The sequence below is a fragment of the Pseudomonas sp. OE 28.3 genome (assembly GCF_014268205.2).
Classification (GTDB): Bacteria; Pseudomonadota; Gammaproteobacteria; order Pseudomonadales; family Pseudomonadaceae; genus Aquipseudomonas; species Aquipseudomonas edaphica.
Genome location: NZ_CP077082.1, coordinates 6,110,437 through 6,126,840, shown reverse-complemented (window position 1 = coordinate 6,126,840; position 16,404 = coordinate 6,110,437). Strand labels below are relative to the sequence as shown.

Genomic DNA, 16,404 nt, shown 5'->3' with positions numbered 1-16,404 from the left:
GCCTTAAGAGCAAAAGCGGAGGACAGCAGATGCGGATCAGTCTAGGCCATGAGCGGGGCACTAGGCCAGACATGTGTCGGGCAGGCGGCAAGCGCTATCGGTATAACGCGGAGCAACTGTGGGGGCGGGCTTACTCGCGAATGCAGTGTGTCAGTCACTGAATGTGTCACTGATGCACCGCCATCGCGGGCAAGCCCGCTCCCACAGTTGTATCGAGTTACAGCTTATTCCACGGTCGGCGCAGGCTGGATCGCAAGCTGATCAGCCAGACGCACAAACGCGGCCAGGTCCAGTTGCTCGGGGCGCAGGCCACCGTCGACACCGGCGGCTTCGATCTCGGCGTTGCTCAGCAGCGCCTTGAGCGTGTTGCGCAGGGTCTTGCGGCGTTGGTTGAACGCTTCGCGTACCACGCGCTCCAGCAACTTGTGGTCCTTGGCCGGATGCGGCAGCACCGCGTGCGGCACCAGGCGCACGATGGCCGAGTCGACCTTCGGCGGCGGGTTGAAGGCGCCAGGGCCGACGTTGAACAGGTGCTCTACGCGGCAATGGTACTGAACCATGATCGACAGACGGCCCCAATCACCACCGCCTGGGCCTGCGGCCAAACGCTCAACCACTTCTTTTTGCAGCATGAAGTGCATGTCGCGGATGATCCCGGCATTGTTCAGCAGGTGAAAAATCAGCGGCGTAGAGATGTTGTACGGCAGGTTGCCGACCACCCGCAGGCTGTTGGGCGCGGCGTTGAGGCTGTTGAAGTCAAACTTCAGCGCATCGCCCTGGTGCAGGTTGAAGTTGGGCATACCGGCGAACTGCTGGTTGAGGATCGGGATCAGGTCCTTGTCCAATTCCACCACGTCCAACTGGCCGCCACTGTTGAGCAGGCCTTGGGTCAATGCGCCCTGGCCCGGGCCGATTTCCAGCAAGCGGTCTTCTGGCTTGGCATGGATGGAACGCAGAATACGGTCGATCACGCCAGCGTCGTGCAGGAAGTTTTGCCCGAAGCGCTTGCGCGCCCGGTGTTGGTAATGCTCAGTCATATACGGGTCTCGGCCATCTGATAGGCGGTTTCCAGGGCCACGTGCAGGCTGCCGGTATCGATCTTGCCGCTGCCCGCCAGGTCCAGGGCAGTGCCATGGTCGACGGAGGTGCGGATGATCGGCAGGCCCAGTGTCACGTTGACTGCGGCGCCGAAGCCTTTGTACTTCAGCACGGGCAGCCCTTGGTCGTGGTACATCGCCAGCACTGCGTCGCAGTGCTCCAGATATTTGGGGGTAAACAGAGTGTCTGCAGGCAATGGGCCGCGCAGGTCCATGCCTTCTTGGCGCAGACGCTCTAATGTCGGTTCAATGATGTCGATTTCTTCATGGCCCAAATGACCGCCTTCACCGGCATGCGGGTTGAGCCCACAAACCAGGATGCGTGGTTGGGCAATGCCGAATTTCTGTTGCAGGTCGGTGTGCAGGATGCGTGTAACGCGCTCCACACGCTCGGCAGTGATGGCGTCGGCGATATCGCGCAACGGCAAGTGCGTGGTCACCAGCGCTACCCGAAGGCCGCGAGTGGCCAGCATCATCACCACTTGTTCGGTATGGGTTAGTTCGGCGAGGAATTCGGTATGGCCGGAAAAGGCAATGCCGGACTCGTTGATCACGCCCTTGTGCACCGGGGCGGTGATCATACCGGCGAAGTCGCCGTCGATGCAGCCTTGGCCTGCGCGTGTCAGGGTTTCCAGCACAAACGCGGCATTGGCCTTGTTCAGTCGCCCGGCAACCACCTTGGCTGCCAGCGGGGTGTCCCACACATACAGGCTACCGGCCGGGGCGGGCAGGTCGGGCCAGTTGCCCGGCGCCACGTCCAGCAAGGTGACAGCCACACCCAGCTGCGCGGCCCGCTCAAGGAGCAGGTCGCGACTGGTAATGGCAATCAGGGGGTGTGGCTGAGGGTGCGAGGCGAGCAGCAGGCACAGGTCTGGACCAATGCCGGCCGGCTCGCCGGGTGTTACCGCGAAACGCTGGGGTTTCACTGTGCTGCCTGGTCGGTGCCTGTTTGCTCGGCGCCTGGCAGCTTGTTCTCTACGTAGGCTTCGTCACGGATCTGACGCAACCAGGTTTGCAGCTCTTCGTCGTACTTGCGGTTACGCAGCACGGTCAGGGCTTGTTGCTCGCGGGCCTGGGTGGTGTTGTCGGTGGCGCGGCGGCCAAGGACTTCCAGGACGTGCCAGCCATATTGGGTCTTGAACGGCTTGGACAGAACGCCTTGCGGGGTCTTGGCCATGACGTCCTGGAACTCCGGCACCAGCGCTTTCGGATCGATCCAGTTCAGGTCGCCACCGTTGAGGGCGGAACCCGGGTCTTCCGAGAAGCTCTTGGCCAGGGTGGCGAAGTCTTCACCGCCTTCGATGCGGTCATAGATCTTCTGGGCCAGCTCCTTGGTTTGCGCCTCGGTACGGATTTCGCTTGGTTTGACCAGGATGTGACGAACATGCACTTCGTCTTTCAGCGAGGTCTCGCCGCCGCGTTTGCCGAGCAACTTGAGGATGATGAAGCCGCCTGGCGTACGCGCTGGCTGGGTGATTTCACCCACATTCATGGCGCTCAGCTCACGGTCGAACGGAGGTGGCAGTTGCGCGGCTTTACGCCAGCCCATGTCACCGCCGTCCAAGGCGTTGTCGCTGCCGGACATGGCAATGGCCGTTTGGGCAAAGTCAGCACCGGCTTTCAGGCGATCATAGATAGCCTGGGTTTTCGCCGCAGCGGCATTGAGCTGCTCGGAGCTGGCGCTGTCTGGGGTTGGAACCAGGATATTGGCCAGGTGCAGTTCTTCGGAGAGCTGCATCTTGCCGAGGTCCGAGGCCAGGAAGTTCTTCACTTCCTGCTCAGACACCTGAACGCGCTCCGCTACACGGCGCTGACGCACACGGCTGATGATCATTTCACGCTTGATCTGGTCACGGGCGTCTTCATAAGACAAACCATCGTGGGCCAGGGCAGCCTTGAACTGGTCAATGCTCATGTTATTGCGCTGAGCGATGGTGCCGACGGCCTGGTTCAGTTCTTCGTCCGAAATACGGATGCCGGAGCGCTCGCCGATCTGCAGTTGCAGGTTTTCGACGATCAGGCGCTCAAGTACCTGTGGGTCCAGCACGCTGGTAGGCGGTACGCCGCCGCCACGCTTGGCGATGGTTTGCTGAACTTCCTTGACCCGTTGGTCGAGTTGGCTCTGCATGATCACGTCGTTATCGACGATGGCCACTACCTTGTCCAGCTGTTGAACCGCAGCGTGTGCCGATGCGGCCCCCAGGAACAGCGCGCCCAGCACTAGCGGGCGCAAGCAATCAGAAAGCTTGGTCTTCACGTTCACGATAACCTTCAATGCCTTTGTCGAGGAAGCTCTCTACCTTGGCGCCGGTCAGGCCGCCGAGTCCTTTGAGGACGATCTGGAAGAAGAGCCCGTGGTCACCCTTTTCGTTAAGCGGGGCGATCTGGCTGTATTCGTCGTTGGAAACCCAGTAACGGTTGATGACGCGCAGTTTCCAGCAGCAGTTGTCGTACTCGAAACCACCGAAGGCTTCCAGGGTACGGTTGCGGGCATAGTCATACTGCCAGCGGGTGATCAGGTTCCACTGCGGAATGATCGGCCACATCATCGAGAAGTCGTGTTGCTGGATTTTGTAGTAATCCTTCACGAAGTTCGCATCGCCTGGTTGCCCGTAGTCACCACCGAACTGCCATTTGCCGGTCAGCTGGTTGTAGACAACCTGGTCGTTACGATAGCGATAACCGACGTTGATGATCTTGTTCGGGTTGTCTTCCGGCTGGTAGTGAAGCATTGCACTGCCGGAGCGGGTGCTATGTTCTTCGGTGTCCCAGTTGAAGTCGGCTGTCGCGCGCCAATCGCGGTTGTAGCGGTATTCGTATTCCAGGGCAACAGGCGACACGTCGGACTGTGCGTCGGAGCGGTCGGAAGCAAGGACACCCGGCAATTGAACCTGGCGATCCTTGAAGTACACCGCCTGACCCACGGACACGCGCTGACGTTCGAAGCCGTTGTCTTCAATCCAGCGGCTGGTCACGCCCAGGGACAGCTTGTTCTCATCGCCAATCCGGTCAGTGCCGCTGAAGCGGTTGTCGCGGAACAGCGAGGAGTAGCTGAACGAGTATTCACTGGTGTCGAATACCGGGATATCGCTCTGGTCCTTGTTAGGCACATAGAGGTAAAACGCGCGCGGTTCCAAAGTCTGGCGATAGTCTTTGCCGAACCAGTTGGTATTGCGGTCGAAATACAAGCCGCTGTCGATACTGGCGATCGGGACTGCGCGGTCTTGGGAGCTTTTGAAGACACCGCCCGCGTAGGGATTAGCTGCGGTAGCGTTCGTTTGTGCAACAACGATATCGTTTTTGCCCTTGCCATCAAGGTCAAGATCGTACTTGGTGTAGACGTACTTGAGTTTCGGCTTAATAAAGCCGTAGGTCCAGTTCATCGGGTATTCGACGGCCGGTGCTGCGTTCAGGCGAGTACCGTTGGCGCGGGTTAGGCCATTGACATATTCGTCTAGGCGCTTCTCGCCTAGAGTGCCATCCGGATTAACTGGGCCGCCATTCTCGTCTAGAACGTTGCCGCTTCTGAGATCGCGATCAAATCGAACTGCTTCAGTCTCGTAGGTAAAGTTAACCCCACCCGGATGATACGGCAGCGTCCCGTTGAAGGTGAGCTGCGGCAGCCTGTCATACGGAGTGATTTGGGAGATCGTCGCCAGTTGGTAGGCCTGCACGTTCAGCCGAGCCTGGAAACTGTCACCGCGATAGGCCACTGAACCCTGCTGGTTGACGAAGTCCTGAGTCTTGATACCTTCCTGATAGGACTTCAAGTCTTGGTAGTAAAAAGGATCGCTGATCTTGGTGTAGTCGACCTGGGTCGACACCCGCGAATCCAACCCACCTTTATGCTGCCAATTGAGCATGTAACGGGTTTTTTCGTAATCAGTTTGTTTCTTACGCTCGTCGCTGTCGTCGTTCAGGTACGCGCCACCGAACTGGCCCTCGCTGGATTTGGTGAGGTAGCGGAATTCGCCTTCCATCAACAAACCGCGCTTGGTCATGTATTGCGGGTACAACGTGGCGTCATAGTTTGGCGCCAGGTTGAAGTAGTACGGCGTGACCAGTGTGAAGCCGGTTTCGCTGCCGGTGCTGAAGCTTGGCGGCAGGAAGCCGGATTGACGACGGTCGTCGATCGGGAAGTAGATGTACGGGGTGTAGAGGATCGGGATGTTCTTGATCCGCAACGTCGCGTTGGTGGCCGTACCGAAACCGGTGGCCGGGTTCAACGTGATGTTGTTGCCCTTGAGCTGCCAGGCGTTGCTGTCCGGCTCGCAGGTGGTGTACGTACCGTCCTTGAGACGGATGATCGCGTTTTCGGCACGCTTGGCGTACAGGGCGTTACCGCGAATGCGCGACTTGTGCAGCACGTATTCGGCATTGTCGATCTGGGCCGCGCCGGTATCGAGCTGGACCTCGGCGTGGTCGCCGACGATCAGGGCGCCGTTGTCGCGCAGACGCACATCGCCGTTCAGCTCGCCACGGTTCTCGGCTTGGTACAGGCTGGCTTCCTGAGCCTCCATCTGCATGCTGCCCTGGCGCATGACGACGTCACCGGCCAGGGTCGCAACCTGCTGTTCCTGCTCGTAACGAGACACCTTGGCACCGATGAAGGTCGGCGAATCGCTTTTGTCCGTCTTGTCGTTCATGCCAGGACGGGTCGGCTCGATGTACGCGCCGGAGCAATACGGGCCGGTCTCAGCCAGTTGGGCTGCGGTCAGCTTGTCGCGAGGCACCCAGTCCAGGTGGCTGTAGTCGGCACTGCGCGAACGCAGGCCACGGCCCTTGGACTCGGTGACCAGGGTGGTCTTCGGCTCGGCCGCAGCGGTGCCGCCAGCATCGGCTTGCGCCGTGCTGCCAGCGGCGCTGACGGCTGCACCGTCGTGCACCGGGCGCGGTGGTAACGGGGCTGCGGCGGTTTTTGGCGCGCAATCCCAGGCACCCGAAGCAGAGACTGAGCAGTCATACTGTTCCGCGGCGACCACGAATGAGGTGGCGAAAGGTTGCATGGCCAGCAGACTGCCGGTTACCAGCAACGGAAATTTTCTACGAAACGCGGGGGATTTCAATGCCATCTTATTAGTCCGGGCTTCCTGCGTGCCATCTGCCCGCGGTTTGGGCCGCACGCCTCTCGATGGTCTGAAAAAGATGCGTGATAATAAAGCATGACCCGCTTGACGGCTAGCGCCGTCGGAGACCCTTGTAATGCCCGAGCAAGATCTACGTTTACAACAGCTGAAAGTTTGGCTGGATGAGCAGTTGCCGATCCTTTTCAACGCTCAGGACTGGGGTGTCGTACCTCCGGCCACATTGACCGCGGCCAGCAGCGACGCGAGTTTCAGGCGTTATTTCCGGTGGGAGGGCGGCGGTCGCACGTTCGTCGTCATGGACGCTCCACCGCCCCAGGAAAACTGCAAACCTTTCGTCGATATCGCTGATTTACTCGCGAAATCGGGAATAAATGTGCCAAAAATTTATGCAGAAGATTTGCCGCGCGGCTTTCTTTTGCTCAATGACCTGGGCAGAAAAACCTATCTGGACGTGATTGACGCGCAAAACGCCGATCAATTGTTTGCCGATGCCATCGACGCGTTGCTGGCTTTTCAGCAATTGCCGATGGACGCGCCGCTGCCCAGCTATGACGTGGCCTTGTTGCGCCGTGAGCTGGAATTGTTTCCGGAGTGGTACGTGCGCCGGCATTTGGGTATCGAATTCGACACCCGGCAGCAGGCCTTATGGCAACGCGTCAGCGATCACCTGATCGACAGTGCCCTGGCCCAGCCCAAAGTGCTGGTGCATCGCGACTATATGCCGCGCAACCTGATGATCAGCGCGCCGAACCCCGGCGTGCTGGACTTCCAGGACGCGGTCTACGGCCCGGTCACCTATGACATCACCTGCTTGTTCAAGGATGCGTTCCTCAGCTGGCCCAAGGCGCGTGTGCAGGCGTGGCAACGCGGCTACTGGGAGCGTGCCACCGCGTTGGGCATCCCGGTGCAGGCGGATTTCAACGAGTTCCTGCGGGCCAGTGACCTGATGGGCGTGCAGCGTCACCTCAAGGTCATCGGCATTTTTGCGCGCATCTGCCATCGCGATGGCAAGCCACGCTACCTGGCCGATGTGCCGCGTTTCTTTGCTTATATAGAAGCGGTACTGGCCGACCGGCCGGAGCTGGACGAGTTGGGCGAGCTGCTCGCCAGCCTGCGTGAACCAACCGAGGCGGGCGTATGAAGGCGATGATCCTGGCAGCAGGCAAAGGTGAGCGGATGCGCCCGCTCACGTTGCACACGCCCAAACCACTGGTGCAGGCGGGCGGCAAGCGTTTGATCGAGTATCACCTTGAAGCGCTGGCCAAGGCCGGCTTCACCGATATCGTGATCAACCATGCCTGGCTCGGCCAGCAGATTGAAAGCTACCTGGGCGATGGTGCGCAGTTTGGCTTGCGCATTCAATATTCAGCCGAGGGCGAGCCGCTGGAAACCGGTGGCGGAATTTTCCAGGCGCTGCCGTTGTTGGGCGACGAGCCTTTTCTGGTGGTCAATGGTGATATCTGGACCGACTACGACTTCAATCTCCTCAAGCAACCGCTCAAGGGCCTGGCTCACCTGGTGATGGTCGATAACCCGGCGCATCACCCTTCTGGCGGCGATTTCTACCTGGACGAAGGTCTGCTTCATGATGCCGCGCCCGGTGCCGATAACCTGACCTTCAGTGGCATTTCAGTTCTCGACCCGAAGTTGTTCGCGGGTTGCAGCGCCGGTGCCTTCAAACTGGCGCCGCTGTTGCGGGAGGCCATGGCCAAAGGTCTGGTAACGGGAGAGCACATGACAGGACGCTGGATTGATGTCGGCACGCTGGAGCGTCTGGCGCAGGTTGAAACCCTGCTGACTGCGGGGCAATAAGATGTTGTGGCCAGGGACACTGATCGGTGCCGGGGCTGGCTTTGCCATTGCCAGTATTCCGGGGGCCTTGTTGGGCGCATTGCTGGGGCAGGCACTGGATCGCCGCCTGCAGTTGCACAGCTGGGCGCAATTGCGCGAGCGCCTGGGCGGGCGCCCGGCGTTGCGCAACGACGAATTGCTGTTTGTTTTGTTGGGGCGCCTGGCCAAGAGTAATGGCCGGGTGGTGGAGGGGCATATTCAGCAGGCGCGCCAGGAGATGCGCTCGCTGGACATGAGCGAGCCGGCCCAGCGTCGGGCGATTACCGCGTTCAATCGTGGCAAGTCGGGATCCGACCGAGTGCGCAATTACCTGCGCGTACTCAAAGCCCAACCCCATGCGGCAGAAGGTGTATTGCGTGCATGCTGGCGCATGGCCTGGGCGGACGGCAGGGCCGATGACGCCGAGCGCGACCTGATTGACCTATGGGGCAAGTGGCTGGGGTGGACGCCGCAACAGCTGCAGGCGCTGGCGTCTGATTACGCCCCCGAACGCAAGCCATTAGCCAGTCGTGGCGGGGCGTATCAGGAGGCGTTGCGGATTCTGGGGGTGACGTCCACCAGCGAACCGGCGGCGATCAAACGTGCCTATCGCCGCCTGCTCAGCCGCCATCACCCGGACAAGATCGCCGGCAGTGGCGCGAGCCTGGCGCAAGTGCGTGAGGCCACCGAGCGCACCCGCGAGCTGCACAATGCTTATGCGTTGATTCGCGAACGGCGGGATTTCAGGTAGCCACCACCATTTGGAAGTGACAACCCAATCAGTGTGGGAGCTGGCTTGCCAGGCTGGATTAGTTGGAGGTCGGCTCCGGGCTCAACCACCCGCGAACCCGCCGATACAGCTGCTCTTGCTCAGCCGCACTGTTGCCCGGCAAGGTCTTGAGTGACACCTGTTTATAGCTGTCATTCTTCGCCCGCTTGGCGGCCTGCATGCGTTCCAGGGCGTTTTTGCGCTCTTGAGCGCCGTCCTGGTAATACACATCCGCCGTCGGCACCTTCAGCGCCGGTGCCAGTTTTTGCAGGTCCGGCTGCCTGGCCGCTGGCGTCTTGCCATCCACCATCACCAACTTCTGCACTTGGGACGGCTGTTTCTCGCTCAGGTAGCGCGCAGCCCACCAGGCGCCGGTGCCGTGGCCGAGCAGTACCACACTGCGGGCGCTCTGGGTTTGGGCAAAGGCAACGGCGGCGTCAATGCGATCAAAGATGCGCTTGGCGTCGGTCTTGTCTTGTTCATCAGCACCAGGCACCACCGCCGGGTCAGTGCCTTCGGCTTCGGCGCTGGCGGCTTGTTCGATCGGTTTGGCGGCCGTGCTGCCGTCTTTGCTGCTGGTGTCGACGGCGGCTTTAGGTGGCTCCATGACCCGTGGCGGCAAGGTGTCGAGGTTCACATCCGGCAGCGACAAACTGAGGGTGCCCCAATTGGCATCGGGCAGCTTGCGCCGTAAGGGCGCGATTGCTTGCGGCCAGTCAGCACTTTCCCCTGCGCCCGGTACGATAATCACCACCCCTTCGGGCTCGGCGCTGTTGGCAGGTTTCCACAGCGCCAGAAATGAGTCGGTGCCGGCCTGCAACTGTTGTTGTTCCTGGCGTGGAAGTTGTCGCTCAAGGGCGTTGGCTTCTTCCTGGCTGCGCTCGGGCAGGGCTTGGCGTTCAGCCGGTTTTTCGGCGGTGGGCGCAGGCGCGTCGGCGGCTTGAACAGAAAAGGCGCTGGTAAATAGCAGCGATAGGCACAATGCTGGCAGTGCCGAACGGTGGGTAAAGGGCATCGTTAATTCCCGGCCAGAAGTGATTCCAGCAGCCTAATGGGTTGGTCAGTGTTTGTCAGTGATGTGAGACGTGGATCATGGGTTTTCGCTGTCTGCTGGTTATCGGCTGTGTGTGCTTTGCCTTGATGGCGAATGCCGCGCCTGCGCCTATCGCGCCGCAGGCGCAGCTCAATGCTCAGCAGCGTGAATGGCTGGCGCAGCACCCGCAGTTGCGCGTGGGCCTGGTATTGCAGGCACCGTACGCCCAATACGATCGGCGCCTGCAGCGCTTGTCCGGGGCGAATGTCGAGTTGATGCAATGGCTGGCCAAAGCGCTGAATATCGACCTGACCTGGCGCAATTTCCCCAGCCAGGAGCAACTGGAAGCTGCCGTGCGCGATGGCGAGGTGGATATCGCCCCGGGCCTGCAGCAAACCCCGGCCGGTTTGCGTTTGTGGTTATTCAGCGACCCTTACATGCGCGTGCCTCAGCATATCGTCGGCATTCGCGAGGGCGGCGGCGCGGTGGAGCTGGAAAAGCTTGACGAGCTGTCCCGCGTCGCCGTGCGCATGCCCAGCGCTGTCGCCGATTACCTGCGCAGCAATTATCCCAACCTCAACCTGCAAGGCGTCCCTTTGGAGCGTCAGGCCTTGCAATTGTTGGTGAGCCAGCAGGCGCGTTATGCCGTGGTGGATGAGGCGCAATTGAGCCGATTGTCCGGCGAGGCGGAGTTTGCCGGGCTGGCGGTGGTCGGCGATATCGGCCTGCCGCAATTGCTGCGTGTGGCCACGCGCCGTGAGTGGCCGGAACTGGCGAGCATCATGCAAAGTGCCTTGCGCGCGATACCCGCCCGCGACCTCGACCAATTGCACAGCCGCTGGCTGCAACCCAAATACCCACGGCTGACGGAATCGCCGGGCCTGTGGCAAAACCTCAGCCTGCTCTTGGCGATGTTCCTGCTCGCCAGCCTCGCCGTGGTGGTTTGGCAGCGCCGCCACCAGCGAGTGCTGGAACACAGCTTACTGGCCGCCCGAGAAGAAAGCGCCGCGCGTGCGGCGGGTGCCGAAGCGTTGCGGCTGACGCAGTTCTCCATCGATCAAAGTACGGTCGGCATTCTTTGGGTCAATTGGGACAGCCATGTGCGTTACGCCAACCGCGCCGCCGAAACCATGCTGGGCTACGCCGCGGGCGCGCTGATCGAGCGACCGCTGATCGATTTTGACCCGACCTTGAACATGGACCGCTGGCTCGACGTATGGAAGCGTGCGCGTGCCAGCGAAGAAGGCCCGCAGACCTTCGCCGCCGATTGCGTGCGCGCTGACGGCAGCATCCTGCCGGCGGATGTGTCGTTGAGCTTCCTGCGCTTTGCCGAGGGCGAATACCTGGTGGTTTATCTCAACGACGTCACCGAGCGCCGTCGTTACGTGGCCGCCTTGCAGCAAAGCGAAACACAGCTGCGCGAGCTCTCTGCCCACCTTGAAACCGTGCGCGAAGAGGAAAAGGCGCGTATCGCCCGTGAAGTGCATGACGAGTTGGGTCAGATGCTCACGGTGCTCAAGCTGGAGACCTCGATGTGCGAGCTGGCCTATGCGCAATTGGACCCGGGCTTGACCGAGCGCCTGAACAGCATGAAACGCCTGATCGCCCAGCTGTTCCAGCTTGTCCGGGATGTGGCGACCGCGCTACGCCCGCCGATTCTCGACGCTGGCATCGCCTCGGCGATTGAATGGCAAGCCCGCCGCTTCGAAGCGCGCACGCACATTCCCTGTCTGGTACAAGTCCCGGATAACCTGCCGGCCCTCAGCGATGCCAAGGCAATTGGCCTGTTCCGCATCCTGCAGGAGGCGCTGACCAATGTGATGCGTCATGCCCAGGCGCATACTGTCGAACTGACCCTGACAGTGGAAAGCGCCGACTTGCGGCTGACCATCAGCGATGACGGCGTCGGTTTCGTCGAGAACCCCGGCCGCCCGGTATCCTTTGGCGTAGTCGGCATGCGTGAGCGGGTGCTGATGATGGGCGGGCAATTGAGCCTGCACAGCGAACTTGGGGAGGGCACCACCTTGAGTGTCACGGTGCCGTTGGATGCATAACGATAGGAGCAAGCCCCTGTGATTCGCGTATTGGTAGCCGAAGACCACACCATTGTTCGTGAAGGCATCAAGCAATTGATTGGCCTGGCCAAAGACCTGCTGGTGGTCGGCGAGGCCAGCAATGGCGAGCAGTTGCTGGAGACCTTGCGCCATATCGCCTGTGAGGTGGTGTTGCTGGATATCTCGATGCCGGGCGTAAATGGCCTGGAAGCGATTGCGCGCATCCGTGCATTGAGTAACCCGCCCGCGATTCTGGTGCTGTCGATGCACGATGAAGCGCAAATGGCTGCCCGCGCCCTGAAAGTCGGGGCGGCGGGGTATGCCACCAAGGACAGTGACCCGGCGCTGTTGCTGACGGCGATTCGCAAGGTGGCGGCGGGCGGGCGTTACATCGACCCGGACCTGGCGGACCGCATGGTCTTTGAGGTCGGCCTCACCGATACGCGGCCATTGCACTCGTTACTGTCGGAGCGCGAGTTCTCAGTGTTCGAGCGCCTGGCCCAGGGCGCCAACGTCAATGACATCGCCCAGCAACTGGCGCTGAGCAGCAAGACCATCAGCACCCACAAGGCGCGGTTGATGCAAAAGCTCCATATCACCTCCCTGGCCGAACTGGTGAAGTACGCCATGGAACACAAACTCTTGTAACCCCCTCGATCGTTCCCACGCTCCGCGTGGTAACACCTCTTGTGACGCTCTGCGTCACGCTTTAGGACGCAGAGCGTCCTGGGCTGCATTCCCACGCGGAGCGAGGGAACGATCAAGCCGGGCTCCTCCAGGTGCGCGTATCTGTTTACGACATAGGCTTTGCCGGCAGACGCTGACGATTGCCGCCGCACTGTTCTCTGCCCGCCATCCGTGTAGGGCAATCCCTACCCCCAATCTTCCATCCTGCTGATGTGATTCTCTCCTCGCCCCCGATTTCCGGGGGCTCGCGCCTGGACTACGCTTTGTGCCACAGCAGTCCAAAACAAAAGGTGCGGGTATGAGCGAGGTGGATTCAAATGATGTGCTGGTCAGCTTTCGTGGCGTGCAGAAGAGCTACGACGGCGAGAACCTGATCGTCAAAGACCTCAACCTGGAGATTCGCAAGGGCGAGTTCCTCACCCTGCTCGGGCCGTCGGGTTCGGGCAAGACCACCAGCCTGATGATGCTCGCCGGTTTCGAGACGCCGACCGCCGGGGAAATCCTGCTCGCCGGGCGCGCTATCAACAACGTGCCGCCGCACAAGCGCGACATCGGCATGGTGTTCCAGAACTACGCGCTGTTCCCGCACATGACGGTGGCAGAGAACCTGGCGTTCCCGTTGTCGGTGCGCGGCTTGAGCAAGACCGATATCAGCGAGCGGGTCAAACGCGTGCTGAGCATGGTCCAGCTGGATGCCTTCGCCCAGCGTTACCCGGCGCAACTCTCCGGCGGTCAGCAACAGCGCGTGGCCTTGGCCCGCGCGCTGGTGTTCGAACCGCAGCTGGTGTTGATGGACGAACCCCTCGGCGCCCTCGATAAACAACTGCGCGAACACATGCAGATGGAGATCAAGCACCTGCACCAGCGCCTCGGCGTGACCGTGGTGTACGTGACCCACGACCAGGGCGAAGCCTTGACCATGTCCGACCGCGTGGCGGTGTTCCACCAGGGCGAGATCCAGCAGATCGCCGCGCCGCGCACGCTGTACGAAGAGCCAAAAAACACGTTCGTCGCCAACTTCATCGGCGAGAACAACCGACTCAATGGCCGCTTGCACAGCCACACCGGCGAACGCTGTGTGGTGGAGTTGGCGCGCGGTGAAAAGGTCGAGGCGCTGGCAGTGAATGTCGGCCAGCTCGGCGGCCCGGTGACCCTGTCAGTACGCCCGGAGCGCGTCAGCCTCAATGGCTCCAGTGAGTCCTGCGTCAACCGCTTCTCTGGGCGGGTGGCGGAATTTATCTACCTGGGCGACCACGTGCGTGTGCGCCTGGAAGTCTGCGGCAAGGCCGATTTTTTTGTGAAACAACCGATCGCTGAGCTGGACCCAGCGCTTGCGGTCGGCGACGTGGTACCGATTGGCTGGCAAGTCGAGCACGTTCGCGCACTCGACCCACTTCTAGAGGCGAATTAATCGCCCCATGGCTTCACCAACCCTGCACGTGGAGAGAACAACAATGTTGAGATCCCTTAAATATTCCGCCTTGGCCATCGGCTTGATGGGCGCGACACAGGCCATGGCAGGCCCGGACCTGACGGTCGTATCCTTCGGTGGCGCGAACAAGGCGGCTCAGGTCAAAGCCTTTTACGCACCGTGGGAAAGCGCGGGTAATGGCAAGATCGTCGCCGGTGAGTACAACGGTGAAATGGCCAAGGTCAAAGCCATGGTCGATACCAAGAGCGTGTCGTGGGACTTGGTGGAAGTGGAGTCGCCGGAACTGTCCCGTGGCTGTGACGAAGACATGTTCGAACCGCTCGACCCGAAACTGTTCGGCAATAGCGCCGATTACGTGAAAGGCGCGATTCAGCCCTGCGGCGTGGGCTTCTTTGTGTGGTCCACCGTGCTGGCGTACAACGCCGACAAGCTTGCCACTGCACCGACCAGTTGGGCGGACTTTTGGGATACCAAGAAATTCCCAGGCAAGCGCGGCTTGCGCAAAGGCGCCAAGTACACCCTGGAATTCGCCTTGATGGCGGACGGCGTGGCCCCCAAAGACGTGTACAAAGTGCTGGCTGGCAAAGACGGCCAGGATCGCGCGTTCAAGAAACTCGACGAACTCAAACCGTCGATCCAGTGGTGGGAAGCCGGCGCACAACCGCCGCAGTACCTGGCCTCGGGTGATGTGGTCATGAGCTCGGCCTACAACGGCCGCATCGCTGCCGTGCAAAAAGAAAGCAACCTGAAAGTGGTGTGGAACGGCGGCATCTACGACTTTGACGCCTGGGCCATCCCTAAAGGCCTGGCCAAGGACCGTGCCGAAGCGGCGAAGAAATTCATCGCCTTCTCGGTGCAGCCGCAACAGCAGAAGACCTACTCGGAAAACATCGCCTACGGCCCGGCCAATACCCAGGCTGTACCGTTGCTGGCCAAGGATGTGTTGAAAGACATGCCGACCACCCCGGAAAACATCGCCAACCAGGTGCAGATCGATGTGAGCTTCTGGGCGGATAACGGCGAGCAGCTCGAGCAGCGCTTCAATTCCTGGGCGGCCAAGTAACACCGCATATTCCTCTGTGAAAGCAGGCTGGTGTGGGAGCAGGCAAGCCAGCTCCCACAAAAAAGCACCGCTTACAGGGAACTCTTAGAAGATTTCCGGAGTTTGCCATGGTTATCGCCATTCCCAGCCCCACCCTCAAGCAGCGCCTGGCGCGTGCCGAGCGGCTCAACCGCTGGAAGGCCCAGGCCTTGATTGCGCCGCTGGTGCTGTTTTTGCTGCTGGTGTTCCTGGTGCCGATTGTTGCGCTGCTTTACAAAAGCGTCGGCAACCCGGAAGTGGTGGGCGGTTTGCCGCGTACCGTGGTGGCGGTCAAGACCTGGGACGGTCGCGGCCTGCCGGGTGAGCCGGTGTATCAGGCGCTCAGCGAAGACCTGGGTGAAGCGCGTAAAAACCAGACGCTGGGCGACTTGTCCAAACGCTTGAACATGGAACTGGCCGGCTACCGCAGCCTGTTGACCAAAACCGCGCGGGCGCTGCCGTTTACCGAAGCGCCCGCCTCTTATAAGGAAGCGTTGGAAAACCTCGACGAACGCTGGGGCGACCCGGCGTACTGGCAGGCGATCCGGCGTAATACCAGCAGCCTCACGCCGTACTACCTGCTGGCGGCTGTCGATCACCGTATCAATGACCTTGGCGAAGTGGCCCCGGCCACGCCTGACCAGGCCATCTACCTGGACATCTTCGCCCGCACGTTCTGGATGGGCTTGGTAATAACCTTCATCTGCCTGCTGCTGGCCTACCCGTTGGCCTATTTGCTGGCCAACCTGCCGGCACGCAAAAGTAACCTGCTGATGATTCTGGTATTGCTGCCGTTCTGGACCTCAATCCTGGTAAGGGTGGCGGCGTGGATTGTACTGCTGCAGTCCGGTGGGTTGATCAACAGCGCATTGATGGGCATGGGGCTGATCGATAAACCCATGGAGCTGGTGTTTAACCGCACCGGGGTTTACATCTCGATGGTGCACATCCTGTTGCCCTTCATGATTTTGCCGATTTACAGCGTGATGAAAGGCATCTCGCCCACGTATATGCGTGCAGCGATTTCCCTGGGTTGCCACCCGTTTGCCAGTTTCTGGCGTGTGTACTTCCCGCAGACTTATGCCGGTGTCGGCGCCGGTTGCCTGCTGGTGTTTATCCTGGCGATTGGTTACTACATCACCCCGGCGCTGCTCGGCAGCCCGAACGACCAGATGGTCAGCTATTTCGTCGCGTTCTACACCAACACCAGCATCAATTGGGGTATGGCCACGGCGCTGGGCGGCTTACTGCTGCTGGCGACCGTCGTGCTGTACCTGATCTACAACCGTCTGGTCGGCGCCAGTCGCCTGCGCCTGAGCTGAGGAGAGTTGGCG

At 60.8% G+C, this 16,404-nt stretch carries 13 protein-coding genes; 8 read left to right on the top strand and 5 right to left on the bottom strand.

Annotated elements, in window-relative coordinates; all coding sequences use genetic code 11:
* Nucleotides 1-224: 224 nt before the first annotated feature.
* Genes rsmA through HU759_RS27585 form a run of 4 tightly spaced genes read right to left on the bottom strand, consistent with a single transcriptional unit; the run spans nt 225 to nt 6,169 of the window.
* On the bottom strand, nt 225-1,037 hold the full coding sequence (gene rsmA / locus HU759_RS27600) for a 16S rRNA (adenine(1518)-N(6)/adenine(1519)-N(6))-dimethyltransferase RsmA (protein ID WP_056857851.1): 813 nt from the start codon (nt 1,035-1,037) through the stop codon (nt 225-227).
* Nucleotides 1,034-2,023, bottom strand: coding sequence for a 4-hydroxythreonine-4-phosphate dehydrogenase PdxA (pdxA, locus tag HU759_RS27595; RefSeq protein ID WP_169987480.1), 990 nt, complete (start codon nt 2,021-2,023; stop codon nt 1,034-1,036). Before pdxA ends, rsmA begins: the two co-directional genes overlap by 4 nt.
* Nucleotides 2,020-3,360, bottom strand: coding sequence for a peptidylprolyl isomerase (locus HU759_RS27590; RefSeq protein ID WP_017138064.1), 1,341 nt, complete (start codon nt 3,358-3,360; stop codon nt 2,020-2,022). The genes pdxA and HU759_RS27590 overlap by 4 nt, the downstream gene beginning before the upstream one ends.
* A complete protein-coding gene (locus HU759_RS27585; protein WP_170040783.1) occupies nt 3,335-6,169 on the bottom strand; it encodes an LPS-assembly protein LptD in 2,835 nt (944 codons plus the stop codon). The genes HU759_RS27590 and HU759_RS27585 overlap by 26 nt, the downstream gene beginning before the upstream one ends.
* A gap of 130 nt (nt 6,170-6,299) precedes the next feature.
* Between HU759_RS27585 and HU759_RS27580 the strand changes: the two genes are divergently transcribed.
* The 3 genes from HU759_RS27580 to HU759_RS27570 are packed head-to-tail and all read left to right on the top strand — an operon-like array spanning nt 6,300 to nt 8,765.
* On the top strand, nt 6,300-7,325 hold the full coding sequence (locus tag HU759_RS27580; protein WP_170040782.1) for a phosphotransferase: 1,026 nt from the start codon (nt 6,300-6,302) through the stop codon (nt 7,323-7,325).
* Entirely contained in the window at nt 7,322-7,996 is a 675-nt protein-coding gene (murU, locus tag HU759_RS27575) for an N-acetylmuramate alpha-1-phosphate uridylyltransferase MurU (protein ID WP_170040781.1), read from the top strand. Before HU759_RS27580 ends, murU begins: the two co-directional genes overlap by 4 nt.
* A gap of 1 nt (nt 7,997) precedes the next feature.
* Nucleotides 7,998-8,765 (top strand): TerB family tellurite resistance protein, encoded by a 768-nt coding sequence (locus HU759_RS27570; protein ID WP_017138068.1) that lies wholly within the window; start codon nt 7,998-8,000, stop codon nt 8,763-8,765.
* Nucleotides 8,766-8,823: 58 nt separating this feature from the next.
* On the opposite strand, the gene HU759_RS27565 is transcribed toward HU759_RS27570, so the two are convergent.
* The gene (locus tag HU759_RS27565; protein WP_170040780.1) at nt 8,824-9,798 is read right to left on the bottom strand and encodes an alpha/beta hydrolase family protein; all 975 of its coding nucleotides are present in this window, start codon (nt 9,796-9,798) and stop codon (nt 8,824-8,826) included.
* A gap of 77 nt (nt 9,799-9,875) precedes the next feature.
* Between HU759_RS27565 and HU759_RS27560 the strand changes: the two genes are divergently transcribed.
* The 5 genes from HU759_RS27560 (at nt 9,876) to HU759_RS27540 (ending at nt 16,392) form a co-directional block, all read left to right on the top strand.
* A complete protein-coding gene (locus tag HU759_RS27560) occupies nt 9,876-11,870 on the top strand; it encodes a transporter substrate-binding domain-containing protein (protein WP_017138070.1) in 1,995 nt (664 codons plus the stop codon).
* A gap of 18 nt (nt 11,871-11,888) precedes the next feature.
* Complete coding sequence (locus HU759_RS27555) at nt 11,889-12,518, top strand: response regulator transcription factor (RefSeq protein ID WP_017138071.1); 630 nt, start codon at nt 11,889-11,891, stop codon at nt 12,516-12,518.
* Between the two features lie 337 nt (nt 12,519-12,855).
* A complete protein-coding gene (locus HU759_RS27550) occupies nt 12,856-13,968 on the top strand; it encodes an ABC transporter ATP-binding protein (RefSeq protein ID WP_017138072.1) in 1,113 nt (370 codons plus the stop codon).
* A 43-nt stretch (nt 13,969-14,011) separates the two neighbouring features.
* Nucleotides 14,012-15,052: an ABC transporter substrate-binding protein gene (locus HU759_RS27545; protein ID WP_169987466.1), complete on the top strand. Its 1,041-nt coding sequence runs from the start codon at nt 14,012-14,014 to the stop codon at nt 15,050-15,052.
* A 107-nt stretch (nt 15,053-15,159) separates the two neighbouring features.
* Nucleotides 15,160-16,392 (top strand): ABC transporter permease, encoded by a 1,233-nt coding sequence (locus HU759_RS27540; RefSeq protein ID WP_017138074.1) that lies wholly within the window; start codon nt 15,160-15,162, stop codon nt 16,390-16,392.
* Nucleotides 16,393-16,404 lie beyond the last annotated feature (12 nt).